This is a genomic window from [Bacteroides] pectinophilus, from assembly GCA_025146925.1.
GTDB classification, from domain to species: domain Bacteria; phylum Bacillota; class Clostridia; order Lachnospirales; family Lachnospiraceae; genus Bacteroides_F; species Bacteroides_F pectinophilus.
This window is the reverse complement of the sequence record CP102260.1, coordinates 959,705-983,799: the sequence shown is the minus strand read 5'-3', so window position 1 is coordinate 983,799 and position 24,095 is coordinate 959,705. Positions and strand designations below refer to the sequence as shown.

Genomic DNA, 24,095 nt, shown 5'->3' with positions numbered 1-24,095 from the left:
CTAGAAATAACCCTCCCTTTTTCTTCTCTCCATGCTGCCTGCCGCCTCATTATCAATAACTCTTGTAGTTCTCTCAGATGATACTGCAGAAAGTGTCTCGTCTATAATCTCATCAAGTGTCCTGGCTGTTGACTCAACGCCGCCTGTAAGCGGATAGCATCCGAGCGTACGGAATCTTACACTCTTCATCTCAATCTTTTCGTCCGGCCTTAACTTCATTCTGTCATCATCAACCATGATAATATTACCGTCACGGTATACAACCGGTCTTACATCTGCAAAATAGAGAGGTACTATCTCTATATTCTCTCTCTTTATATACTGCCAGATGTCTGTCTCAGTCCAATTAGAGATAGGAAATACTCTTATGCTCTCACCCTTGTGAATCTTTGAATTGTAGAGCTTCCACATCTCAGGTCTCTGATTCTTAGGATCCCACGCATGATTCTCGTTACGGAATGAGAAGATTCTCTCCTTGGCTCTTGACTTCTCCTCATCTCTTCGTCCACCGCCGAATGCTGCCGTGAAGCCATACTTATTAAGTGCCTGCTTCAATGCCTGTGTCTTCATGATGTCGGTATATGCTGAGCCGTGGTCAAAAGGATTTATTCCCTGCTTAACTCCGTCTTCGTTGATATACTCAAGCATCTCTATGCCAAGCTTCTTAGCCTGCTCATCGCGGAACTTTATCATCTCCTTGAACTTCCATGTTGTATTAACATGTAAGAATGGGAATGGCGGTTTCTCAGGATAGAATGCCTTCATTGCAAGATGAAGCATTACTGAGCTGTCCTTTCCGATTGAATAGAGCATTACAGGCTTCTCACACTCTGCCGCAACTTCACGGATTATGTATATTGCCTCTGCCTCCAGCTGATCCAAATGTGATAACTTTTCCATTAATAATTCCTCCCTGCGAAGTATAATTTAATATTTATTAGATTCTTTCTTATCAATAACTATTGTCTCTGTGCTTCCGTCTGTCTTATGGATATTCCAGTTAAGAAACTGTCCCTTGGAATTAACTGTCATGACACTTCCCATTCCTCCCATATCAGCTCCAAGATAGAGACCTATCGCATCAAAGTGGCATTCCTTAATACATGAGCAGCAGCCCCAGCAGCAGTGACAATATTGTTGAATAAGCCGCACATCTGTAACTCTCAGAATCTGCAATCGTCCCCGGTGTTCTGAATGATATAATGCAAAGTACCGCAATCAGTGCGATAAATATAAGCATTCCGATTTGTTTCTTCTTCATATCTTTCTCCAATCTTTGAATACTTAACTATCTTACTGTCAAACCGGAGAAAATACAATACCCAAAACAAATATTTATTGGCATTTATAATGCATTTTTAACAGTATTTCCACTGCTCCGATGCGAGCTGCATATCCACCATATGTCTGTATATTCCGTTCTGCGCCTTAAGCTGCTTTGGAGTGCCCTGCTCAGCCACAGTTCCACCTTTAAGAACAACTATTCTGTCAACCCCATCTACAGTTCTCATTCGGTGCGCAATTATAAGAACAGTCTTATCACTGATCAGCTTTGATATTGATTCCTGAATTGCCGATTCATTATCTACATCAAGTGATGCTGTGGCTTCATCCATAAGTATGATTGGTGCATTCTTAAGAAATGCTCTTGCAATTGATATTCTCTGTCTCTCACCGCCCGAAAGCTCCGATCCATTCTCGCCTATCATCGTATTCCAGCCATCCGGAAGCTTCTCAACAAAATCAATACAGTTGGCAAGTCTTGCCGCATTCATTACCTCTTCGTCAGCTGCATCCTTCTTACCTATACGGATATTCTCCATTACAGTGTTATTGAACAGTGTTACATCCTGGAAAACAATTGAATACAGCGACAGAAGTTTCTCAGGGTCAATCTCAGATACATTCATTCCACCGACAGTAATCCTGCCTCCATCATTGTCCCAGAATCTTGCAGCAAGCCTTGATATCGTTGTCTTACCGCCTCCTGACGGGCCGATAAGTGCCGTAACCTCTCCCTGCTTCGCCGTAAAGCTGACATCCTTCAGTATCTGCTCACCCTTCTTATACGCAAATGAAACATGATCAAAAGTAATATCATATCCTTTATTATCAAGGATTTCTTTTCCTGTCTGCTCATCATGCGAAAGTATCTCATCCATTCTCTCACAGTTCTTATTAATGCTTATTATTGCTGACAGATTCTGGAGTGAAATCTGCAACGGTTCATACATTCTCGTAACCACAAGAAGGAACATAAAAAATGTAAGTACGCTGATTTCACCCTTTACAAGCAGCGAACCTCCGACAACACAGACCGTTCCGATACCGATTTTGAGAATCATCTGTGCCGAGCACACAAATGCCGCATTGGCAAATTCCGCTACAATCGCATGTTTCTCAACGTTTTTAATCTTTACATTAAGACCGGACATATATTCTTCCGTCATATTGTTGGAACGCAGATCCCTGATTGTCTCAAGCCCCTCCTGTATGCCGTCAAGACATGCAAGTCTGTATTCAATAGTCTTATTATGTGCCTTATCCATTACCTTTTTTGAATAAAGAACTATAAAAAATGCAATCGGGACAACCCATACAGCCGCAAGTGCCATACGCCATTCAAAGAAGAACAGACTTATTACAATTACTGTCGTTGATGCAAATGCTCCCACAAGCTCAGGAATCCAGTGTGAGCTTGCCGTCTCTATAAGCGCACAGTCTGACATAATTGTGTTGGTAAGGTCTGAAAGATCCTTCTTGCCAAAAAACGATAAAGGAAGCTTTCTCAGCTTCTCTGCCAGCATTCTTCGTCTTACACCGCTCTCTACATATGTAGAAAGGAAGGTTGACCTGTACTGGAATAATGTTGTAAGTATTATAAGCACAAGTACTGCGACAGTACCGGCGATAAAGAACATTTTCTTATCCTGCGGCAGGCTTCCTTCAATCAGGTATGAAGAAAGCACATACAAAAGTCCAACCGGAAGCATCAATACAAGATTGGCGATTGTAACCGCAGCAAATGCGCGCATCATATCATGAGCACCCTTATCCGAAAGAGCATATTTATGCTTAAGCTTTTCTGTCATGATTTTTCACCGTTCCTTCCCACCTGCCAGTTAACAGATTTGTTATATTCATTCCACATGTGTGTATATATTCCGTTCTTTGCCGTAAGCTCATCATGTGTTCCGCTCTCTGCTATCCTGCCGTCTTTAAGTACATATATGCAGTCTGCATCTGTCACTGTTGACAGTCTGTGTGCAATCATAATTACGGTCTTATCTTTGGCAAGATTCTCAAACGCTTTCTGCACAAGCCTCTCATTATCAGGATCTGCAAATGCTGTTGCCTCGTCAAGTATCAGTACCGGTGCATTTTTAAGAAAAGCTCTTGCAATTGAAAGTCTCTGTGCCTCTCCGCCCGATACATATATTCCATTTGAACCTATTACGGTATTGACGCCATCCGGAAATTTCTCAATTATGTCCATGCACTGTGCAGCCTGAAGTGCTTTCATAACCTCATCATCACCGGCATATGGCCTTCCCATTCTTACATTTTCAAGGATACTCATCTTAAGAAGCTTACTGTCCTGAAATACATACGAAACCTGATTCATAAGCTCTTTTGCGTCAATATCCTTTACATCAGCATCTCCAAGCCTGATGCTTCCCGACTTAACATCCCAGAATCTTGCAATAAGCGAAGCAAGTGTTGTCTTACCGCCTCCGGACGGACCTACCAGCGCCACATGCTCTCCCGCCTTTACATGCATCGTTATTCCGTCAATTGCATTATCCTTGGACTCATCATACGCAAATGTTACGTTTTCAATGCTTATTGAAGAATCCTTCGGAATGCTTTTTTTGTCTGACTGTGGAAGCGGTGATACTGCAAATATTCCATCCATTCTGTTAAGTGCATCCTCAACAATCATCTGTGACTCGCCTGCATACGCAACCTTCATTAACGTTGTTGTAAGCGTTGATGTAATAAGTATGTAGAAAATAAGATTAAGTGCAAACTGTGTTGTTATCTGATTGCCGCCAAGCGTATAAGCTGCTATAATCAGTGCCGCAAATATTCCGTTAGATGCTGTTGTAAAGCCTGTCATAGGAAGCATCATGCTTTTAGTATAGTCAAGTGTCCATTTCTCATAATCGTCTATCGCCGCCTTAAAGCGTTTAAATGAAAATACGGTCTGTCCGAATGTCTTTACGACCGGAATTCCGCGTACATACTCAACTGCCTCTGCCGACATTGTTTCAAGCGAATTCTGGTACTGCTTCATATCCTCAGCCATCTTAGGGCCCATCATCAGTGTTCCCATCAGTATAAATGCAATAGCCGCCGGTATAAGACTAATAAGTCCGAGTCTCCAGTCAAATACCATCATCATTACAAGCAGTCCTACGGGTGTGGCGGCCGACACTGCCTTATCAGGCAGGTTATGTGCGATAAATGTCTCTGTTGCCGCACTTGAATCGTTAACAACCTTGCGTATCTTACCCGTTCCCTGAGACTCGACATATCCCAACGGAAGCTTCATGATATGTTCCATCATGCTTACTCTCATATTGGACTGCACACGGAATGCCGCCTTATGTGAGCACATAAGCGCCGCTATGTATGCCGCCATTGCCAGCAGGGCAAAGCCTACAGCCTTCCATCCATATGCTGTTATATGCGTTGCGTTGGCATAATCAGGTTTTACCTCCAGTATTTCCTTTATGATGCGCCACACATCATAAAAAGGAACAAGTGCAATCCATGCACTGAGAACTGCAAGAATCCATGACAGATACACCAGATATTTATGTTCTCCGGCTATGTCCATGAGTCTTGACAGAGCGCTTTGTTTTTTTGTTTTCATAGTCCTCTCCTTTACTATTATTTTTGTTGTGCTGATAAAATATATCAATAAGTTAGTTGTGTCTAACCTATTATCATTTTTTTAGGCAGCATTGCTACTGCCTTCTTTTATATATCTGATATCACATAATCCCAAATACAGCCTTCCAGCCCGCACTGTTAAACAGCCTTACATTCTCCATGAATTCACATGCCTGCTCAAAGCTTTTGCCATGTTCAATAAGCTCACAAATATACTGCCATCCGTTTCTGCAATATACATGGATGAAAAATTCATCGACTTTATGACTGCCATCTGAATATTGCTTTGCAAACTCCAGGTAATACTCCTCTTCAATCCGTGCAAGCTCATCGAAGTAACCTTCGTACTCTGTACCTTCCGAGTGACAGAATATCAGCCTGAACTCATCCAAATGCTTATATACATATTCAAGCACACTGTAAGTTCCTCTCTCGCCTTCATGCACAGCCTTGTCAACATCATGTGAGTCTGCCGCTTTGCTGACACTGTCAAGATATATCTCCATAAGTCCGTCTGCGGCGTCCTTTACAATCGCAGTAAACAGGCCGCTCTTATCTCCGAAGCGTGTATATATTGAATTGGTGCTTACTCCGCTGTCTGACGATATTCTTCTTAGACTTGCATCGTGAAAACCATGTTCAAGGAATTCCTTCTTTGCGCTCGCTATAAGCTTTTCCGTAACACCTGCTGCCTCTTTTCTCATATATGGTATTCCCTTTCAGTATGCGTGAGTATTTCTCCGCAGTCAAAATAATGCTACCGCAAACCTTTCAGCATAACGGCGCCTATATAATGGCATTAACGTAACGCCGTTATAATAACAGTGTTATTTTATGTTTAAAAGTTACTGTTGTCAACGCAAAGAGTGCTTAGTGATATTTTTTATCATGTATGTATAAGTAGTTATATAAGTAATTATTGGAGCATAAAAATAGCCATATGGATCGTTAGTCCAAATGGCTTATAAAAATATATTATTTTAATCTATTGTGAAGAACTGTCTCTGTTTCTGTTATTAAATCTGTCTTTTTCTTATAAATAAGTATCCATGATGCCTGATTCTTTGAATAATCCATCTTTTCTTCTGGAAAAAACGAACGACAGATATATTTATCTCCATCATCATTTGATAAAAATAAATTTCTGCTTTCCATTTTATTTTCCATAAGATAATCAGCCTCAATCATTGAATACATCTACCATGTTTATAAATCCTCCATGTTAGAATCAGCAACCCCAAACTTATTTACAAAATCCTCATAGCCATTTACCCAATCAAACTTGGTATCATCGGATACAGCTTTGAAGTGAAGTTCTCCGCAATGAATCTTGTTCTTTTCCACATCAGTCAGGTCAGCCCATGTCTTACCTGCTTTTGTTTCAACGATGAAATATATTCCGATTGATGGGTCTTTCAAAGCCTCCTTACGACATACTACCGCCCAGTCAGGGCTGTAATTACCATATGGTGTATCTATTACAAATCCACCCTTTTTCAGCTTTGTAAAAAGTAAAACATTCTCATTATTCTCCAGCTTATGAGCAAACTTTGACTCACCTTCACTATCAAGCTTGTAATATTCATTCATCGCAGAACTTCTGTCAGATTTTGCTTTGAACACTCTCCATTCCTGCTCGAAATCTGCCTCTGTAATGGTATCAAGCTCAAAGATATTTCGCTCATCTAATTCATATCCGTTTATCACTTCATAAGAAGTAATATTGGAAGCCTTTGTATCATTAAGAATTCCTTTGATTAACTGAGTCACTTCATCCAAAATATCCTGATTATTAAGCAACTCACGTTTAGTAACTCCCTGCAAAATCTTGAAAATTGCAAGTCTAGGTAACATTGTATGATACATTATAAAATTTGCAATTTCAAAATCAGATTTTGGATCAGAAGTAATTTCCACTTCCAGCTCCTTATCGCCATAAGCTAACTCTTCCATTACAAACATCTGCGATGTATTAAATTTTGCTCTACCCGTTTCAACCTTGTATTCATTCTTTGCTTTCTTGAATAATAAAGACTGATTAATCTGAAAAGTACAGTCATCTATAAACTTGTCCTTGTCAATCTTAAATTTATAAATAGAACGCTGCATAAGATTCTTGCGAAGTCCAAGATATATCTTTTCAAACTCACCTTGCGTCACATAGGCTCTAACACCATTATCATATGGAGCATTATCACCATTTGTAATCTCAATCTTTCTGGTACCTTTCTGAACCATCAGTTCCTTGAACTGTTGCTTAATCAGTTGTGCATGCTCATTCAAGGTATCATCAACAAACACCATATTATCCAGAGTTTTTGTTATCTGCTGTGAAGAACCCTTCAGCACATTGTCTGTATTCATCACTCCGACAGACACCAGTTCTTCCTTAAGTGTATCCACCAGTTTAGGACTGATTTTCTCCTCTGGCATTCCTGCCGATTTTAATGTTTCAATCAAAATATCAGCAGTAACCTCATCCTTGACAAAATGCATATTATCATTGAAATCCTTCTGAAGTGCAGATGCAAAATGGTCATAATAATCATTTGCTATTACAGTCAATTCATTAATTCTACGATCAATACAACGATTACCTGTGTTGTCAACCGGCAATCTTAATCCTCGACCAATCTCCTGTTTTTTAGCAATATCAGAACCGCCAGCTTTTAACGTACAAAGTGTAAACACGTTTGGATTATCCCATCCTTCTCTCAATGCAGAATGTGAAAAGATAAACGCAAGAGGTTCCTCAAATGAAATCAATTCATCCTTCTTTTCAAGAATAAGACTGATACCTCTATCAATATCTTCTTGTGACTTTGCCTTTAGTTTCACATCGCTATCGTCTAAAGATGAATCCCAACCTTCAACATCTACCGCATTATTCTTCTTGTCTCTGGCAAAATATCCCTCTCTTACAGCCTGTACGTTCATGTAGTCTGGAAAATATTCTTTATTCATTTCCAGCTCATGCGCATGAGTTGTTACATACTTTTTGTACTCTTCATCAAAAATACGCAGATACTCGCCTCTTCCATCAGGAGCTGAATCATCACGCACCTTATCTACAGCATCGATAAAGAATAATGTTAAAGCCTTGATTTTCCTACCTGAACGAATAATGTTGAGCTGTTTTGTGAAATGGTTCTGTATCGCTAATCTTATTTGAATTCGCACAGCCTCATTCTTCTCTATCTCATGATTACTGTGTCCAAGCTCCAGACCAAAGAATCCTTCCTTAGTAGCAACTGACAATGGCTTTAATTTATGAGGTTCCTCTGCAATGCGATAATCCTTATACTGAGATAAACCACCCGATAATTCTTCAAGAGATGCTCCGCCACCTACATTGAAAGTTTTAAATCTGATTGTTCCACCTTGATCTTGCGAAAATATCTCAATCTTTGCTTTCAAATCGGAAGTAAATGCAAGATATCTGACATATGGATAATCCTTTGGAATCACCCCATAGACTGTCTTAACAACAATCTTTTTAACTAAATCCTTCTGATATGCTGCATAGGAATCCAGTTTATAAATCTGATTGTATAACTGCTTGTGCGTAGCAGAATAACGCAAAGTAAAAAGTGGCTTTAATTCTTCAATAGCAACTAAAGATTTTGACTTTTTCTTTGCAGTACCTTCAATCTTTTGTGGCTCGTCAATAATTACAATCGGCTTGATATATTTGATATCTTCCCAAAGATTTTGCTCATACTCATCTGTTTTCCTAAGTATATTTGTATCTTTATTAAATGCCTGAATATTTAACACACAAATGCTTAAATCATTACTCTCAACTAACTTTGAACTGATTTGCTTTGGGTTTTTACTGTCATAAATAAAGCTATGCTTACCAATATCAATGTTGTAAAGTCTCTTGAAATGGTCAGCTAATTCCATTTGATATTGGTATCAGCAGTTCTAAATACTTTAAACCCAATATCTATATCTGCATCTGGATGCTCTGATTTTATTTTATCTCCTGCTCTACGAATGCGTTCTTTTCCAATTTCGCAAATATTCGTATACCCACTTTTATATGCCTCTGTCTTCTCATCACATAATTCTGGCAGTTGAACTAATCCAAAAAACAATTGAGCGTTATTTTCAATATTATACTCAAATACCGCTTGAGCCGTAGTTGCTGCACCTGAAAAGAAATCCAAAACAATATCCCCGTTATTCAAGTCTAACATATTCATTATTTGTTTGATTAAAAAAACTGGCTTTGAATAGTCAAAAACTCCTGCTTTTCCTAACAGCCTCTTTACTTCCTCCGTACCATTTTGATAATTTATTTCACTCTCATCCCAAATACTTTTTGCCTTAGTCCTTCTTGTTTCACCTCTACTAAGATAATCTTTTTGAAATATATCCCATTCAAGCTCTCCTTGCCTAGAGACTTGCCTTCCTATTATCTGATCACTGTTTAATAATATTTTATCTTTACTCCATCTCCAAGTTCCATCTTCCATAGTCGATGGCTGAATTGGAAGTGCTTCTTCTGGAAATTCATAATTCTTTTTCAATGACACTCCCCCTGTATTAGGATTGACATATATAGGGAAATAAAGATTAGGCCTCTCACTCCTTCTCCAAAATCCTCCTCTCATTCTCAATCCGAGTAAACGATATTTTCCTCCAGCATCTTCATACTTATATTCTGATAACATATTCTCAGATAAAGCATGACCTATTATATTTACATCATTCCTACTTTTTGCAAATAGCACGAGATATTCATGCAAACTTGCCAATTCTGCTGTAGACATGGAACCTCGTGGATTGCTTTTTACTACTATAGATCCGATATAATTCTGCTCCCCAAAAACTTCTTTACATAATTTAATTAAATTTTCAAATTCATGCTCATCAATACTAATCGAGATAATTCCATCATCACTCAATAAATCTTTTGCAATCTTTAATCTTGAATATAACATACTTAGCCATTTAGCATGATATTTATTTGTCGATGCACTATTAATCACATATTTTTCGCCAACTACACTTATGGTGCCTTCTACTATATTGCTTTCACTCTCACTCATTTCAAATGAATCATTATAAACAAAATCATTTCCAGTATTATATGGTGGATCTATATAAATCATCTTGATGGCACCATAATAATTCTGTCTAAGTAGCTTCAACACTTCCAGATTATCCCCTTCAATATAGAGGTTCTCTGTAGTATCTGCATCCTTACTATCCTCTGGAATAAATTTTAGTGTTCTTCCAATAACATCTTCCTGAGCAATCCTTTTTGCATTCTTTTTTCCTGCCCAAGTAAGCTCATACTTTTCGCTTCCTACTTCCTCATACTGTCCAAGTTCTTCTTTTAAGGCTTCAAAATCAACCTCTCCATCCTTTACAACAGATGGGAATAACTGAGCAAGTTTCTTTACATTATCTCCAACGATATCATTAATCTGCTGTGGTACTTTATTATTCATATTTTATATTCTCCATTCGTAATATATCAAAATTACTCTACTTTTAAATACTCCACCATTTTATTTGTAATCTTCTCGATAGCACACTCTATTTCATTCTTAACAATACTAATTTCATTATTTATTTTATCTTCAGACAATTCTTTATTCGGTTCTTGTAGGCAACTATCACACATTTTTTTAAAATTACTGATACACGTTCCAATTGAATTTTTATATTTTTCAATATCTATTTCCAAATTCATTGCTTTATTATAACAATCAAGCTCATAATACACAGAAAGACTTTTTATATTTAATTCACTTAATCGTCCCATTACCAAATTATATATTTCAACTTTTTTATCTGTATCACGAGTTATCAAACATTTATCGACTAGTCTTGTGACAGATATAACCCCATTTTCCATTTCAGTTAAATATTCAATTTCTCTTTTTAAATAATCAATCTGTATTTCAATTTGTTTTTGTTTCCAGTCTCTTTTTCTTGCATAATGTTCTGCCACATACACACCAAATATAGCAACCCCAATTGGTATTATTGCATCTGCAAACACGTTCCATACACAGCTAATCATCCTGTACACCTCCAAGTTCTGTTAATTGACATATTTCTGTTTTAATCTCTTTATTGAGTTTCATCTTTTCGGCATTAGTAACTGCTGTTTTTAATCTACCCCTGGACGTTACCAGCTCTACATATTTCTGGCATATTCTTGCAGTTCTGTCAGCATCATACCAACTATTGCCATCCAACAATTTGTCTGTGTGGATATAGGCTTTCTCATTAACAACCATATATGCTTTATAAAACCACTCTTTGTAAAGCTGTACTTTGTCTATCTTATTCTTTACTGTGGCATAATTCATATATGCCATAAGTCTATCCCTGTTACTGTCAGGAATACCTAGCATATATTTATCTGTAAGCAGCATCTGCTCTACAACAATTTGCATATCATCAATCTGGCTAAGTCGCTTTATTGCCATTGAATAAACTTCATCATTTGTATCATGCATATGAATCACACATAAAGGTTTTATAAGGTTCTGATAAGTGGATGCAAGAAAATTTGCATCCTTAATGTTTATCACTTCAATATCATAAAACTGTATGACCTGACAACGATACTCTTCATTGTTTACGGATGGAATCTCTTCTCCAGCAATCTGATAATCAAGCCTTACAGACTCAATAGCATCTTTTATTCTCTTTTTGTCATTAGGCTTTAAAGCCTTCGGAATAAAATCTTTTAAAGCCACATCAACATTTACTCTATATGTATCTGGCAATCCAAACATAATACTCTCTTTCCTTAAATGCCCTGTACAACTTTTCCTTCAGAAAAAGTTATGAATTTATTATTATCCCAAATAGCTATATTCTTTTTTCCAGTGTAATGTGAAATATATAGCATTCCTGATGCTTTTATATTCTCTTTTATTAATCTAACCAATTTCCTTGAAATAACATATTCGTTTTCTGAATATTCCGGCAATGTCAATATTCTTTGTATTTCAACAAAAATCATTTTATATGTACCATCGTTAAACTGATTATTTGCATATCCTTCAAGTTCATTATTTGAGTATGGTGAAAAATCTAATAGTCTTATATTCTTATTTAAAACGCAATATGATAAAGAAATATAACTATCTTTAACCGTTTTTATTTCCTTTAAAGCCGTATTTTGATCTTCTGCAACATACAGAACCTGCTCATTTTTATCATTCGCTCTACCTTCTGAAATATATCTTGCAGGTGCTACCCCAGATTGTTCAGAATCATATCCTCTTATTGGTATTCCAACCTCATTATATATAATATTTTCATCATTATTTTGTATTTCCCTTGCCCTATACCATTTTTCCTTCTTCGGTGTTACAATATCACATTTCTTAAGAGTACTAACGATGTTTGCAATATTATTTTCCTTATTTTGACCATTTAAAGACTCAAACTTAAACTGCATTATTTGAAGTTCTGCTAAAAGCGCTTCACATGTATTAATATTCATTATTTGCTCCTATATTTATTCAACCACCAAGAATGAAATCAATTCAAAATCATCAGCAGTTTCATCGGCAAAGGCATTATTAAATCCGCCAAAATCAAACATAAGCTGAGTAGCCTTTGACTCCTCTTCGCCCTTGATTGATTTTATCGCTTTATTAAGCAGGTCTGAATAGAACTGCATATCCTTGGCATTATTGGTGCGTACAAAGAATTTTTGAAATAGTTCCATGACAGGTTTGCTCTTGCCATAGCATAGCTTACGGAACTGCTTTACCACTTCCCTAGCCTGTCCATTTCCAAAGAGTACCTCTCCATCATTTCTCATATATATGAGGTAATATGGATACAAAGAGCTGTCAGATTTAGGCTTATTTGCATCGTTGCGATGCTTGAAGCAGAATAGTACCCCAGCATTATCTCCGTCTGTTACAGAATACACACCTTTTGGAACTTTCTTAATCTCTGGTACATTTTGAATGTATTCCGACAACTCATTCAAATACTCATTCATGTTCAAATCAGTAAGAGAAATATTGTCGTTTGCATCCTCTATATCAATAACTTCATCCTTCAGTCGTTCGAGCTGACGCTTTCTGAAATTGAAATCATTCATCTCAGGAGTAAGCACGTCTTCATCACCAGTAGATACCAAATTCAATGTTGTCATTTTTCCTTTGACTCGTGCTTCAAGTCCAAGATACTCATTCAACTCCATGTTAGGGAAGAAATTTATCATTTGGATATTTGTATTCTTACTTCCTATACGGTCAATACGACCAAATCTCTGTATCAAAGATACTGGGTTCCACTGAATATCAAAGTTAATTACAGTGTCGCAATCCTGTAAGTTCTGACCTTCTGAAATACAATCTGTTCCAATCAATAAATCAATTTGCTCTTCTGCAGGTATCTCTTTTTTCATCTTCGATACTGGCGAGAACGCACATAATACTGAATTGAAATCACTGTCAACATTCCTGTTATTAGTAACAACTCTCTTGCCTGTAATGCAAGCTGAATATACCCCTAAGTCCTTCATATGTTCTGAAAGACTGTTATACAAATAATCTGCTGTATCCGCAAACGCCGTAAATATAATAACCTTGCGATTGCCAGCATTGTATGGAGTTTCTCTGACCTTTCTTTCCAAAATGCCCATAAGATCTTGAAGCTTCTGGTCTCTCTGCTCATCAAGGATACGCTTTGCACTTTTATGAATCTCAGCAATAATATATTTATCGCTGGCTAAGTCTTCCAAGTAGTCATCCACTCTTAAATGTTTGACATCTATCTCATATTTTCCTTCAATATATACATCCTCTGAATCGTTGTCATCAAAATCTGCATCTTCCTCAGATACATTCCCGCTTCCTTTCAACAATAATTGTTCTGTACGCTCAATTCTTTCTAACAGTCTACGGAGCGTTTCTTCAAAGGAATACACAGAACTTTCCAAACGCTTAAACAGATTGAATCTATGAAGAATAATCATACCATTCGCCTGTGTATCGAAGTTCATGTCTCCACCATGCTTACCTTTGAGGGAATACTTTTCAATGTACAGCTTCTTGTATTCTTCCTTGATGTACCTTGTAGGCGTATAAACACTGAGAATCAAGGCTTCAAGAAGCTCATTGGTCTCTCTGAAATGTAAAAGTTCCTTCTTTGTATCAATATCGCTATTATATGTATCTGGTTTGTTCTTCTCCGGGAACTGACCTACTCCCTTATCACCATAATAACTGGTAATATGCTTTCTGCTTCGTGATATCGTCATAAGTTCCAGCAACTTATAGAAATCTGATGGCAGACTATCCAACAACTGGTCTTTCTGATGATGTGGAATCTTTTCCCATGCATTGATACTTGCTGAAGTCCTACGCAAAAGATTTTCAACACTCGTGATGCCCTGTTCTTCAAATGCAGAATCTGTATCTCTTGTAATAATGCTTATCTGATTTTTCAAATCTACCAAGCTATTATTTACAGGAGTAGCTGACAACATCAGCACCTTTGTATTATTATTTCCATGCTTAATAACATCCTGCATTAATCTTGCATATCGTGTCATTATCAGCTGGTCGTTATCATCATATCTGTCATTTCTATTACGGAAATTATGTGACTCGTCAATAACTACAAGGTCATATAATCCCCAGTCAAACTTTTTGAGATCTTGTCCTGATCTTGACATTCCGCTATATCTGGACAAATCAGTATGCAACATAATTCTGTAATTAAATGTCTCATGTAAAAATGAATCCTTATAATCTCCTCTGAAAGAATTCCAGTTGTCATAGAGTTTTGCAGGAGTCAGTACAAGAACTCTGTTCATTCCGATTTCAAAATACTTTATAATCGCCAGAGCCTCAAACGTCTTACCAAGACCTACTGAATCTGCAATAATGCATCCACCATAAGTATTGAGCTTACGAATTGCAGATACTACGCAATCCTTTTGGAAATCATATAATGCATTCCAAATCTCTGTCTTTTTAAATCTGACACTGTCTCTTTCAAAACGCTCTACCCCGGCATCAAGCTGATTACCAAACAACTCATTCAATGTAAAATAATACAGAAACTCTGGAGCATGCTCCTTATATACATATTGCAAACTCGCAAGCAATTCATCCTTGTAATCTACAGACACCTGTTCATTGAACCAAATCTTCTTAAAGGTTTCTAAAGCTGCCAGAATCTGCTCCTTATCAGCACTACCATTTAATATCGTGTCAAAGTTAATATTACTGAAAGCATCTCTGCTGCTTTTCTTTGAAACTTCGAGCGAGGAGCTACCCTGAATCATAAAGTCATCATCTATTATCAAGATATTTCCACCTATGCGAATACCTGCATTGACCTTACGAATATTAACGTGCTTCTCGATAAAATCATGCATACTCCTAGCTTTGGAAAAATGCTGTAACTTGTTTTTCTCTGTAATATCATAAGCATTAAACAGTACATCTGTAGGATTAATCTCAAATTCGTGAGCTATCTCTGACTGATGTGGCAGGAACTTCACATCACGAATAACAAAATTAATCTCTTTCACATTCTGCAGGTTCTTCTCAAGCAAGGAGAATACTGATATCGTCAGCTTGTCATTTACAATATTCACTATTGCATCCTTCTTGTTCTGGAGAACTTCATTAATTTTCTGTATCATCTGCTCATTGGAACTTATCGCATTCATATATCAGCCAACTCCTTACTAAACACTCCCCCGGTCCATCGGTGTTCTGATTAAGTATTACAAATCAGTTGTAAAACAGCTTATAGTTTATTATTATCTGTAATATGTATTAAATATATAAATCTTAATATAATTGTATCACAAATCATTAACGATTTCATCTGTATCATAAATTTCTTACAACACACAATATATTTTATACGTTATACAAAATATTTCATTTAAAATATTGTTACCAACATAAAAAGACGTCCCCCAACACCACCCGGTATCAAAGTCCGTCTTTCAATATTCTTATATAATATTTAGTTTTCACCCATCTTCGCCAGCTTGGCAGCCTGGTCAGCCGCAATACATGCGTCAATGATTTCCTGAATGTCACCATCCATAATCTTATCAAGCTTATAAAGTGTAAGACCTATTCTGTGGTCTGTAACTCGTCCCTGTGGGAAGTTGTAGGTTCTTATCTTCTCAGAACGGTCACCCGTTCCAATCTGGCTTCGTCTGGCATCAGCCTCTGCGTCATGTGCCTTCTGGCATTCCATATCATACAGCTTTGCCCTTAAGAGTGCAAATGCCTTCTCCTTGTTCTGAATCTGTGACTTCTCTGTCTGGCTGTAGATGACAATTCCTGTAGGATAGTGAGTAAGACGCACAGCCGAGTCGGTTGTATTTACACACTGGCCACCATTACCTGAAGCACGCATAACATCTATACGGATATCCTTCTCATCAATCTGGACATCAACTTCCTCTGCCTCTGGCATAACCGCTACAGTCGCCGTAGATGTATGGATACGTCCGCCAGATTCAGTCTCAGGTACACGCTGTACACGGTGAACGCCGCTCTCATACTTAAGCACTGAGTATGCACCCTGTCCCTTTACCATGAATTCAATTTCCTTCATACCGCCGATACCGGTCTCGTCAGAGTTGACAACCTCAACCTTCCATCTGCGGCTCTCAGCGTAATGAGTATACATGCGGAAAAGCTCCGCAGCAAAAAGTGCTGCCTCATCACCGCCTGCGCCGGCACGGATCTCAACGATTATATCTTTATCATCATTAGGGTCCTTAGGAAGGAGCAGTATCTTAAGCTCGTTCTCAAGCTCTTCTGCGCGCTTCTTAGAATCATTAAGCTCTTCCTTGGCAAGCTCCTTAAGTTCCTCGTCGTTCTCCTCGTCAAGCATCGTAAGACTATCCTCTATATTCTGCTTGCATGACTTGTATTCATTATAGGCATTAACAATAGGTGTAATGTCATTCTGCTCTTTCATCAAATCACGAAATCTCTTCTGATCATTAACTACATCAGGATTACTCAGCTCGAGCGTGATATCCTCATAACGATGTACAAGATCTTCCAATCTTCCAAATATCTCCATACTAATCTCCATTCCTGCCCGTCTTTCCGGGCATCTCAAGTTTGTGTGCAAGCACAAATCTTGCGATTGAAAAAATTCTGTTTTTTCAATCTAATATCCATTCTGCAGGCTCTTATAATCTCTGACCCATAACCACACGGTCAAGACCTGCAAGGTCTTTTATAACTTTTATATTACTATAACCATATTCTGACATTATATCACTGACATCATGCGCCTGCGTGCAGCCAATCTCATACAGCAGCCATCCGCCTGACTTAATGTAATTCATGGACTGCTGTGTTATCTCCCTGTAAAAGTGCAGTCCATCCTCTAATCCGTCTAGTGCTATATACGGATCATGAATTCTCACCTCTTCAGTGAGTGTCTCAATCTCTCCGGTAGCAATATACGGAGGATTCGACACTATTACATCAAACAATTCATCATCATTAACATTTATATCAGAGAAAATGTTGCTTTTTACAAATGTAACATCATCTGCCCCAAGCTTTTCCCTGTTACCCGAGGCGACCTTAAGCGCAGCCTCAGATATATCTGCTCCTAAAGCACGTCCGAGCTTCTTCTCCAGAGCAAGCGTTATTATAATGCAGCCGGATCCTGTACACATATCGAGTACTGAATCTTTGGCATTAATTACTTTTAACGCCTCTGATACAAGCACCTCTGTGTCCTGACGCGGAACCAGCACATCACTGTTTACATTAAAGCCGCGTCCGTAGAACCATGCCTGCCCTGTAATATGCTGCAACGGGATATGCGATGAACGTCTGTCAATAACAGCGTCATAACGCTCAGCTATATCTTCGGGGACTGATTTGCTCCCATTAAGGATATATGCAGTCCTGTCCATTCCTGTAATATACTCCAGCAGTGCAAAGCTGTCATACTCCGCATCCGTAATTCCGGCATCTGCAAGTATTGCGGCACCATTATGACACATCTGTCTGTATGTCAGCTTCGGTGCGGTACTATCTGTCATCTCTGCCTACTTCCGTATGCCTCTGCTTGAATATAGGCATCTCTATGCCAATCTCTTCTTCCTCTTCTTCATCATCGACAAACTCAATACCGTCGGAATCCTGCTTGTCATCATCATCATCATCATCAGAATCGGCTTCATCCGCATCTGCATCAGCTTCATCCGCATCAGTTTCATCTGCATCATCCGGCTCGTAATCATCATCCAGCATCTCTATTCCATCATCCGATTCATCTTCGTATTCATCTGATTCATAATCTTCCGGCTCGTCATCATTTTCACCAGACTCATCTTCGTACGCATCTTCAGCTTCATCCACGACTTCATCTTCAAGATAACCTTCAGCATCAAGCTCCTCTGCTTCCTGTCCATCATCTGCAATCTCGTTAATCTCTGCCTCTGAATATGCAGTACCGTCTTCATCCTCATAGTAAAATGCTTCCGGTGGAATCTGATCATCCGGTACACCATCGTAGTACTCATCAAGGAATTCTTTCCAGTCAAATACAGCCTCGACTGCCTTTATTCCAACTTCAATCATGGAATCATCAGGTTCTCTTGTAGTCAGCTTCTGAAGCCACAGTCCCGGCTTGCTGACTATCATAACTGCCTTACTGTCACTGCTTCCTGCCCATCTGATTACTTCATAAGAAACACCGGCAATTACAGGCACAAGGAGAACTCTTACTGCTATCTGTAAAAATGGATTAGGCATCCGGATGAATATAAAAAATATTACACTAATAAACATTACAAGGAATATAAAGCTTGTACCACATCTCTTATGTTCCTTAGAGCTTGCACGTACATTATCCACTGTCAGTGCCATTCCATGTTCGATGCAGTTGATACATTTGTGTTCTGCACCATGATACATAAATGTACGCTTTATATCACTCATAAGCGATATAAGCAATATGTATATAATGAATATAAGCACTCTTACAAGTCCCTCTATAAGATTAAGCACCCACTGTGATACTATGAACTTTGCAAGAAGTCTGGATATATAATATGGTGCAACCATGAAAAGGGCAATTGCAAGAATAACAGAAAAGAGGATTGTGATTGTCATAATTACCGAATCAAGCTTTTCCCTGAATATGGCCTTTGCCACGTTATCCGCCCTGGTAGGCTCCTGTTCCTTGGGATCTTCGTAAAAACTTGAAGAATAAGTAAGTGAAGACATTCCAAGCACCAGTGAATCAACAAAACTTACCACGCCTCTTATAATAGGAACATTGCAGATCTTACTACGGTTCCTGTCAGACTTGCACTGCCTTGTTACTACATCTATTTCATTATCCGGCTTACGCACAGCTATTGCATACTTATCTTTATTACGCATCATAACACCCTCAAGGACTGCCTGACCGCCAATTCCAGATAGCTTCATGAAACCTCCTGTCTGGTTCAACCGAACCATACGCTAAAAGTAATTTGCCTTATCGTAAAAAAGGTTGAGATTATACAATCTCAACCCTATCACCATCAACTTCTTGTGCAAATTACTTGCTCTCAACACCATACTTCTTGTTGAACTTATCGATACGTCCACGTGCTGAAGCAGCCTTCTGCTGTCCTGTATAATAAGGATGACACTTAGAGCAAACTTCTACGTGAATCTCAGGCTTTGTTGAACCTGTTACGAACTCGTTGCCGCAGTTGCAGACAACCTTTGCCTGATAGTACTCTGGATGGATTCCTTCTCTCATTACTTTCACCTCTTACTCTACTGATAATTCATAGTTAATAACAAATTTATCATAAAAATTGGACTAACCAATCTTATTTCTGATAAACAGCTTTTAAAGTATATCATACCCAAATTATTAATGCAATATATTTTTCAGGAAAATTAGAAAATTTTATTTTTCTTTACTCTCTCAACGAATTCTGCATTATTCTTCGTATGCAGGAACAGATCAAGAATTCTCTCCGCCGCCTCATCCGCACGCATTCCACTGAGAGCTTTTCTTGCTATCTCCATAGCCTGATATTCATCATGTGATAACAGAAGGTCATCCCTTCTTGTGCTTGATTTTGCTATATCAATTGCAGGAAATATTCTCTTCTCCGACAGCTTACGGTCAAGTACAAGCTCCATGTTGCCGGTTCCCTTGAATTCCTCGAATATAACATCGTCCATCTTGCTTCCCGTATCCACAAGCGCCGTTGCAAGTATAGTAAGGCTTCCACCTTCTCTCATATTACGTGCCGCACCGAAGAATCTCTTAGGCATATGGAGTGCTGCCGGATCAAGTCCGCCTGACAGTGTTCGTCCGCTTGCCTGTATTGTAAGATTATATGCTCTTGCAAGTCTTGTTATACTGTCAAGCAGGATAATTACATCTTTCTTCTGCTCTACAAGTCTCTTGGCACGTTCTATAACCATCTCAGATACTCTTCTGTGTCTCTCCGGAAGCTCGTCAAATGTTGAATATATGACATCAACATGCTCGCCTTCTATTGATTCCTTAATATCCGTTACTTCCTCAGGACGTTCATCAATAAGAAGGATAATAAGATACATATCCGGATTATTAACTGTAATTGCCTTGGCAATCTGCTTAAGGAGTGTTGTCTTACCTGCCTTAGGCTGTGATACAATCATACCTCTCTGTCCCATTCCTATAGGAGATATAAGGTCTACTATTCTCATCGCTACTGAATTGGAATTAGGCTCGAGGTGGATCCTCTTATTAGGGAAAATAGGTGTCAGCGATTCAAATGCCGGTCTTGCCATGTTGACCTCAGGTCGAAGTCCATTAACTTTATCAATCTGATAGATGGCACTGAACTTTTCTCCTGAATTCTTGGCACGCTTCGGTCCCTGTACTATATCTCCTGTCTTAAGTCCGAATCTGCGGATCTGTGATGGTGCAACATATACATCATTCTCACCCGGAAGATAATTCTCGCATCTGATAAAACCAAATCCTTCAGGCATAACTTCAAGAATACCGTTAGCATCAGGTCCTTCTTCCCTGATTGCCGTCTTCTCATACGCCTGCTGTCTTTCCTGTACGTTATCTATCTTCTTATCTTTCTCTTCCTGCTTCAATGTTCCGTCAGCTTCACTTGCAGCAATAATTGCATCGATAAGTTCATTCTTACGCATAGAACTTATTCCTTTGATATTCTTGTCTTTGGCTATATCACGAAGAGCAGCCAATGACAAAGTCATTAATTTTTCTCTCATAATTTTAATCTCCATTATTATATAAATTGTTTTCAGCACAAAAATAACTAACCAAATAAATCTGAATTAACCGGACATAATATCTCTTCTAAATCAAATTACATTATCAAACGTATATTTAAAATAATCTTTACCTGGGGATTTTTTGAAAAGTGTCATTGAATAAAATAGATTCATTTACTCTTGTATTATACAGCCTCATCTTCCAAATGTAAAGGAATTTATAATTTGATTGCTTGTTTGCTGTCATTGTGATATCATAAAAAAATAGGCTGTTAAGCCGGAATATTTATAATAAGTAGTAAATAACAATAACACAATAAGTAATTAAGAAAGGCTGGTAATAACCAATGACAGTTAATGAACAGGCTCTTAAGTTACACGAAGAGTGGAATGGGAAGATTGAGACTACAAGCAAATGCAAAATTGCATCAAGAGAGGATCTTGCACTTGCATATACTCCCGGCGTTGCCGAACCGTGTAAGGTGATAGCAAAAGACAAGGAAGCTGCATATAAGTACACTATCAAGTCCAATACAATTGCTGTCGTATCTGATGGCAGTGCCGTTCTCGGACTCGGCAACATAGGTCCTTACGCAGCAATGCCTGTTATGGAAGGTAAAGCTGTTCTTTTCAAAGAGTTCGGTGGAGTCAATGCCGTTCCAATCTGTCTTGATACTCAGGACACTGAAGAGATTATCAGGACTGTAGCTGCAATAGCTCCCGGATTTGGTGGTATCAACCTTGAAGATATATCTGCTCCACGCTGCTTTGAGATTGAGACACGTCTTAAGGAGATGCTTGATATTCCTGTATTCCATGATGACCAGCACGGAACAGCAATTGTTGTTCTCGCAGGTATAATCAATGCGCTTAAGGTTACCGGCAAGAATAAGGAAGAGTGCCAGGTTGTTGTCAATGGTGCAGGTTCTGCCGGCGTTGCAATCACTAAGCTTCTTCTCACCTATGGATTCAGGAATGTGACCATGTGCGATAAGAGCGGCATCTTAAGCAAGGGCAGCGAAGGTCTTAACTGGATGCAGGAATCAATGATGGATGTTACCAACCTTACACATAAGACAGGTACTCTTGCCGACGCACTTAAGGGTGCTGATATATTTGTCGGTGTATCTGCTCCTAATATCGTAACTGCTGATATGGTAGCTTCAATGAACCACGATGCTATCCTCTTTGCAATGGCTAATCCTGTTCCTGAGATTATGCCTGATGTGGCCAAGGCTGCCGGTGCAAGAGTTGTCGGAACAGGCCGAAGCGATTTCCCTAACCAGGTTAACAACGTAGTTGCTTTTCCGGGAATATTCAAGGGTGCGCTTGAAGGACGTGCAAAGCAGATTACAGAAAAGATGAAGCTTGCAGCAGCTAATGCAATTGCAGGTCTTGTAGCTGACAATGAGCTCAGTGATGTAAACATCCTTCCTGAGGCTTTTGACCCTCGTGTTGCAGATGTTGTATCCAGGGCTGTAATGGATAACATTGAAGACTAATGCTCCCTCATTATTATTCGTTAAATGAATATCTGCTTAATACATTTGGCAGTAAAATGTATAAATTAGCCCTGAACGCCCGGATGACATGTCCGAATCGTGATGGGCTAATTGACACGAGAGGCTGCATCTTCTGCAGTGCCGGAGGGTCAGGCGATTTTGCCGGGAATGCACCTACTGTCACAGAGCAGATTGAAGCCGGCATAAGCCAGGTGTCGGGCAAATATCACGGTGACGATTACATTGCGTATTTTCAGGCATATACCAATACATATGCACCTGTCGAATATCTTCGCAATGTATACATGGAGGCTGCACTTAACAGCCATATCCGTATAATTTCGATTGCAACAAGACCCGACTGCCTTGATGATGGGATATGCAGGCTTCTTGCTGATATTAATTCCATCAAACCCATCTGGATTGAACTTGGTCTCCAGACAACCAACTGTAATTCTGTGCGTTATATAAGACGCGGATATAAGAATGAGTGCTTTGCAGATGCCATCATGCGCCTCAGGCATTTTCATTCCTGTGAACATATAATCGCACATATGATAATAGGTCTTCCCGGAGAGACTACAGCTGACATGCTTGCCACTGCTTCGTATATATCCCGGTATGCAGACGGAATAAAGCTCCAGCTTCTTCATATTCTCAAGGGCACTGACCTTGCTGATGACTATGCTGCGCAGCATTTTCACCTTCCGGAGCTTGATGAGTATATTGATATACTCGAGGAGATTATCAAAAGACTTCCGCCAGGCATGGTGGTACACAGACTGACCGGTGACGGTCCAAAGAAGCTTCTCATTGCTCCGATGTGGAGTGCAGATAAAAAACATGTTCTTAACACGATAAACCAAAGATTTATGAATGACTGCCTGATACAGGGTTCATTATATAGAAAGTGAGATTAACAACTATGCCTTCTGATTCGATGACGCTATATAAACTTATGATTTTGTATATGTTAAGCAGAGTTAACTTTCCGCTGAATAATAATCAGATTTCGGAATTCATGCTCTCTAATAACTACACTGATTATTTTACACTTCAGGAAGTTCTTAATGACCTGACAGAGTCCAACTTTATAGCCGCCGATGTATACCGCAACACTACGCAGTATCATCTTACAGAGGAAGGCACTGACACAATTGCATTTTTCAACACACGTATCTCTAACGCAATCAAGGATGATATCGAGCAGTATCTTACCGATAACAAATACGAACTCAAGAATGAGGTTGGCACTATCGCCGACTTTTACCGCTCAACCAATCAGGACTACATCGTTCACTGCCAAGTAAAAGAAGGAGACTCAACCCTTATTGAGCTGAGTCTCTCTGTGCCTCTTGAAGAACAGGCTAACGCCATGTGTTCCAAATGGAAAGACGCCAGTCAGGAAATATATGATTTTATAATGCACAAGCTTATGTAATAT

Annotated in this window: 21 protein-coding genes; 3 read left to right on the top strand and 18 right to left on the bottom strand. The window is 38.8% G+C overall.

The window, feature by feature from the left end; translation table 11 throughout:
* From cysD to rho, 18 genes are all read right to left on the bottom strand, one after another.
* Nucleotides 1–900, bottom strand: coding sequence for a sulfate adenylyltransferase subunit CysD (cysD, locus tag NQ488_04555; protein UWN96579.1), 900 nt, complete (start codon nt 898–900; stop codon nt 1–3).
* 27 nt (nt 901–927) lie between these two features.
* Complete coding sequence (locus NQ488_04550; protein ID UWN96578.1) at nt 928–1,053, bottom strand: hypothetical protein; 126 nt, start codon at nt 1,051–1,053, stop codon at nt 928–930.
* Between the two features lie 43 nt (nt 1,054–1,096).
* Nucleotides 1,097–1,261: a hypothetical protein gene (locus NQ488_04545; GenBank protein UWN96577.1), complete on the bottom strand. Its 165-nt coding sequence runs from the start codon at nt 1,259–1,261 to the stop codon at nt 1,097–1,099.
* 97 nt (nt 1,262–1,358) lie between these two features.
* On the bottom strand, nt 1,359–3,092 hold the full coding sequence (locus tag NQ488_04540) for an ABC transporter ATP-binding protein/permease (protein UWN96576.1): 1,734 nt from the start codon (nt 3,090–3,092) through the stop codon (nt 1,359–1,361).
* A complete protein-coding gene (locus tag NQ488_04535; protein UWN96575.1) occupies nt 3,089–4,879 on the bottom strand; it encodes an ABC transporter ATP-binding protein/permease in 1,791 nt (596 codons plus the stop codon). Before NQ488_04535 ends, NQ488_04540 begins: the two co-directional genes overlap by 4 nt.
* A 121-nt stretch (nt 4,880–5,000) precedes the next feature.
* Nucleotides 5,001–5,603: a TetR/AcrR family transcriptional regulator gene (locus NQ488_04530; GenBank protein ID UWN96574.1), complete on the bottom strand. Its 603-nt coding sequence runs from the start codon at nt 5,601–5,603 to the stop codon at nt 5,001–5,003.
* A gap of 271 nt (nt 5,604–5,874) precedes the next feature.
* Nucleotides 5,875–6,087 (bottom strand): PBECR4 domain-containing protein, encoded by a 213-nt coding sequence (locus tag NQ488_04525; protein ID UWN96573.1) that lies wholly within the window; start codon nt 6,085–6,087, stop codon nt 5,875–5,877.
* Nucleotides 6,088–6,105: 18 nt separating this feature from the next.
* Complete coding sequence (locus NQ488_04520; GenBank protein ID UWN96572.1) at nt 6,106–8,805, bottom strand: restriction endonuclease subunit R; 2,700 nt, start codon at nt 8,803–8,805, stop codon at nt 6,106–6,108.
* Entirely contained in the window at nt 8,796–10,361 is a 1,566-nt protein-coding gene (locus NQ488_04515) for a site-specific DNA-methyltransferase (protein UWN96571.1), read from the bottom strand. Before NQ488_04515 ends, NQ488_04520 begins: the two co-directional genes overlap by 10 nt.
* Before the next feature lie 32 nt (nt 10,362–10,393).
* A complete protein-coding gene (locus tag NQ488_04510; protein UWN96570.1) occupies nt 10,394–10,939 on the bottom strand; it encodes a hypothetical protein in 546 nt (181 codons plus the stop codon).
* A complete protein-coding gene (locus NQ488_04505) occupies nt 10,932–11,663 on the bottom strand; it encodes a DUF4391 domain-containing protein (protein UWN96569.1) in 732 nt (243 codons plus the stop codon). The genes NQ488_04510 and NQ488_04505 overlap by 8 nt, the downstream gene beginning before the upstream one ends.
* 14 nt (nt 11,664–11,677) lie before the next feature.
* The gene (locus NQ488_04500; protein ID UWN96568.1) at nt 11,678–12,379 is read right to left on the bottom strand and encodes an RES domain-containing protein; all 702 of its coding nucleotides are present in this window, start codon (nt 12,377–12,379) and stop codon (nt 11,678–11,680) included.
* Between the two features lie 15 nt (nt 12,380–12,394).
* Nucleotides 12,395–15,577, bottom strand: a complete 3,183-nt coding sequence (locus NQ488_04495) for a helicase-related protein (GenBank protein ID UWN96567.1) — start codon at nt 15,575–15,577, stop codon at nt 12,395–12,397.
* Nucleotides 15,578–15,882: 305 nt separating this feature from the next.
* Nucleotides 15,883–16,956: a peptide chain release factor 1 gene (gene prfA, locus NQ488_04490; GenBank protein UWN97104.1), complete on the bottom strand. Its 1,074-nt coding sequence runs from the start codon at nt 16,954–16,956 to the stop codon at nt 15,883–15,885.
* A gap of 118 nt (nt 16,957–17,074) precedes the next feature.
* Complete coding sequence (gene prmC / locus NQ488_04485) at nt 17,075–17,944, bottom strand: peptide chain release factor N(5)-glutamine methyltransferase (GenBank protein UWN96566.1); 870 nt, start codon at nt 17,942–17,944, stop codon at nt 17,075–17,077.
* Entirely contained in the window at nt 17,934–19,340 is a 1,407-nt protein-coding gene (locus tag NQ488_04480; GenBank protein UWN96565.1) for a DUF1385 domain-containing protein, read from the bottom strand. Before NQ488_04480 ends, prmC begins: the two co-directional genes overlap by 11 nt.
* Nucleotides 19,341–19,452: 112 nt before the next feature.
* The gene (gene rpmE / locus NQ488_04475; protein ID UWN96564.1) at nt 19,453–19,659 is read right to left on the bottom strand and encodes a 50S ribosomal protein L31; all 207 of its coding nucleotides are present in this window, start codon (nt 19,657–19,659) and stop codon (nt 19,453–19,455) included.
* Between the two features lie 143 nt (nt 19,660–19,802).
* Nucleotides 19,803–21,146: a transcription termination factor Rho gene (gene rho / locus NQ488_04470; GenBank protein ID UWN96563.1), complete on the bottom strand. Its 1,344-nt coding sequence runs from the start codon at nt 21,144–21,146 to the stop codon at nt 19,803–19,805.
* Nucleotides 21,147–21,496: 350 nt separating this feature from the next.
* Between rho and NQ488_04465 the strand changes: the two genes are divergently transcribed.
* Genes NQ488_04465 through NQ488_04455 form a run of 3 tightly spaced genes read left to right on the top strand, consistent with a single transcriptional unit; the run spans nt 21,497 to nt 24,092 of the window.
* Nucleotides 21,497–22,651: an NADP-dependent malic enzyme gene (locus NQ488_04465; protein ID UWN96562.1), complete on the top strand. Its 1,155-nt coding sequence runs from the start codon at nt 21,497–21,499 to the stop codon at nt 22,649–22,651.
* Nucleotides 22,652–22,707: 56 nt separating this feature from the next.
* Nucleotides 22,708–23,565, top strand: a complete 858-nt coding sequence (locus NQ488_04460; GenBank protein UWN96561.1) for a TIGR01212 family radical SAM protein — start codon at nt 22,708–22,710, stop codon at nt 23,563–23,565.
* An 11-nt stretch (nt 23,566–23,576) separates the two neighbouring features.
* Entirely contained in the window at nt 23,577–24,092 is a 516-nt protein-coding gene (locus tag NQ488_04455) for a DUF4364 family protein (GenBank protein UWN96560.1), read from the top strand.
* The last annotated feature ends 3 nt before the right edge of the window (nt 24,093–24,095 follow it).

Excerpts from the sequence above, each read along its gene's own strand:
- cysD (UWN96579.1), bottom strand. The coding sequence starts at position 900 with ATGGAAAAGTTATCACATTTGGATCAGCTGGAGGCAGAGGCAATATAC.
- NQ488_04550 (UWN96578.1), bottom strand. The coding sequence starts at position 1,053 with ATGGGAGGAATGGGAAGTGTCATGACAGTTAATTCCAAGGGACAGTTT.
- NQ488_04545 (UWN96577.1), bottom strand. The coding sequence starts at position 1,261 with ATGAAGAAGAAACAAATCGGAATGCTTATATTTATCGCACTGATTGCG.
- NQ488_04540 (UWN96576.1), bottom strand. The coding sequence starts at position 3,092 with ATGACAGAAAAGCTTAAGCATAAATATGCTCTTTCGGATAAGGGTGCT.
- NQ488_04535 (UWN96575.1), bottom strand. The coding sequence starts at position 4,879 with ATGAAAACAAAAAAACAAAGCGCTCTGTCAAGACTCATGGACATAGCC.
- NQ488_04530 (UWN96574.1), bottom strand. The coding sequence starts at position 5,603 with ATGAGAAAAGAGGCAGCAGGTGTTACGGAAAAGCTTATAGCGAGCGCA.
- NQ488_04525 (UWN96573.1), bottom strand. The coding sequence starts at position 6,087 with ATGATTGAGGCTGATTATCTTATGGAAAATAAAATGGAAAGCAGAAAT.
- NQ488_04520 (UWN96572.1), bottom strand. The coding sequence starts at position 8,805 with ATGGAATTAGCTGACCATTTCAAGAGACTTTACAACATTGATATTGGT.
- NQ488_04515 (UWN96571.1), bottom strand. The coding sequence starts at position 10,361 with ATGAATAATAAAGTACCACAGCAGATTAATGATATCGTTGGAGATAAT.
- NQ488_04510 (UWN96570.1), bottom strand. The coding sequence starts at position 10,939 with ATGATTAGCTGTGTATGGAACGTGTTTGCAGATGCAATAATACCAATT.
- NQ488_04505 (UWN96569.1), bottom strand. The coding sequence starts at position 11,663 with ATGTTTGGATTGCCAGATACATATAGAGTAAATGTTGATGTGGCTTTA.
- NQ488_04500 (UWN96568.1), bottom strand. The coding sequence starts at position 12,379 with ATGAATATTAATACATGTGAAGCGCTTTTAGCAGAACTTCAAATAATG.
- NQ488_04495 (UWN96567.1), bottom strand. The coding sequence starts at position 15,577 with ATGAATGCGATAAGTTCCAATGAGCAGATGATACAGAAAATTAATGAA.
- prmC (UWN96566.1), bottom strand. The coding sequence starts at position 17,944 with ATGACAGATAGTACCGCACCGAAGCTGACATACAGACAGATGTGTCAT.
- NQ488_04480 (UWN96565.1), bottom strand. The coding sequence starts at position 19,340 with ATGAAGCTATCTGGAATTGGCGGTCAGGCAGTCCTTGAGGGTGTTATG.
- rpmE (UWN96564.1), bottom strand. The coding sequence starts at position 19,659 with ATGAGAGAAGGAATCCATCCAGAGTACTATCAGGCAAAGGTTGTCTGC.
- rho (UWN96563.1), bottom strand. The coding sequence starts at position 21,146 with ATGAGAGAAAAATTAATGACTTTGTCATTGGCTGCTCTTCGTGATATA.
- NQ488_04465 (UWN96562.1), top strand. The coding sequence starts at position 21,497 with ATGACAGTTAATGAACAGGCTCTTAAGTTACACGAAGAGTGGAATGGG.
- NQ488_04460 (UWN96561.1), top strand. The coding sequence starts at position 22,708 with ATGTATAAATTAGCCCTGAACGCCCGGATGACATGTCCGAATCGTGAT.
- NQ488_04455 (UWN96560.1), top strand. The coding sequence starts at position 23,577 with ATGCCTTCTGATTCGATGACGCTATATAAACTTATGATTTTGTATATG.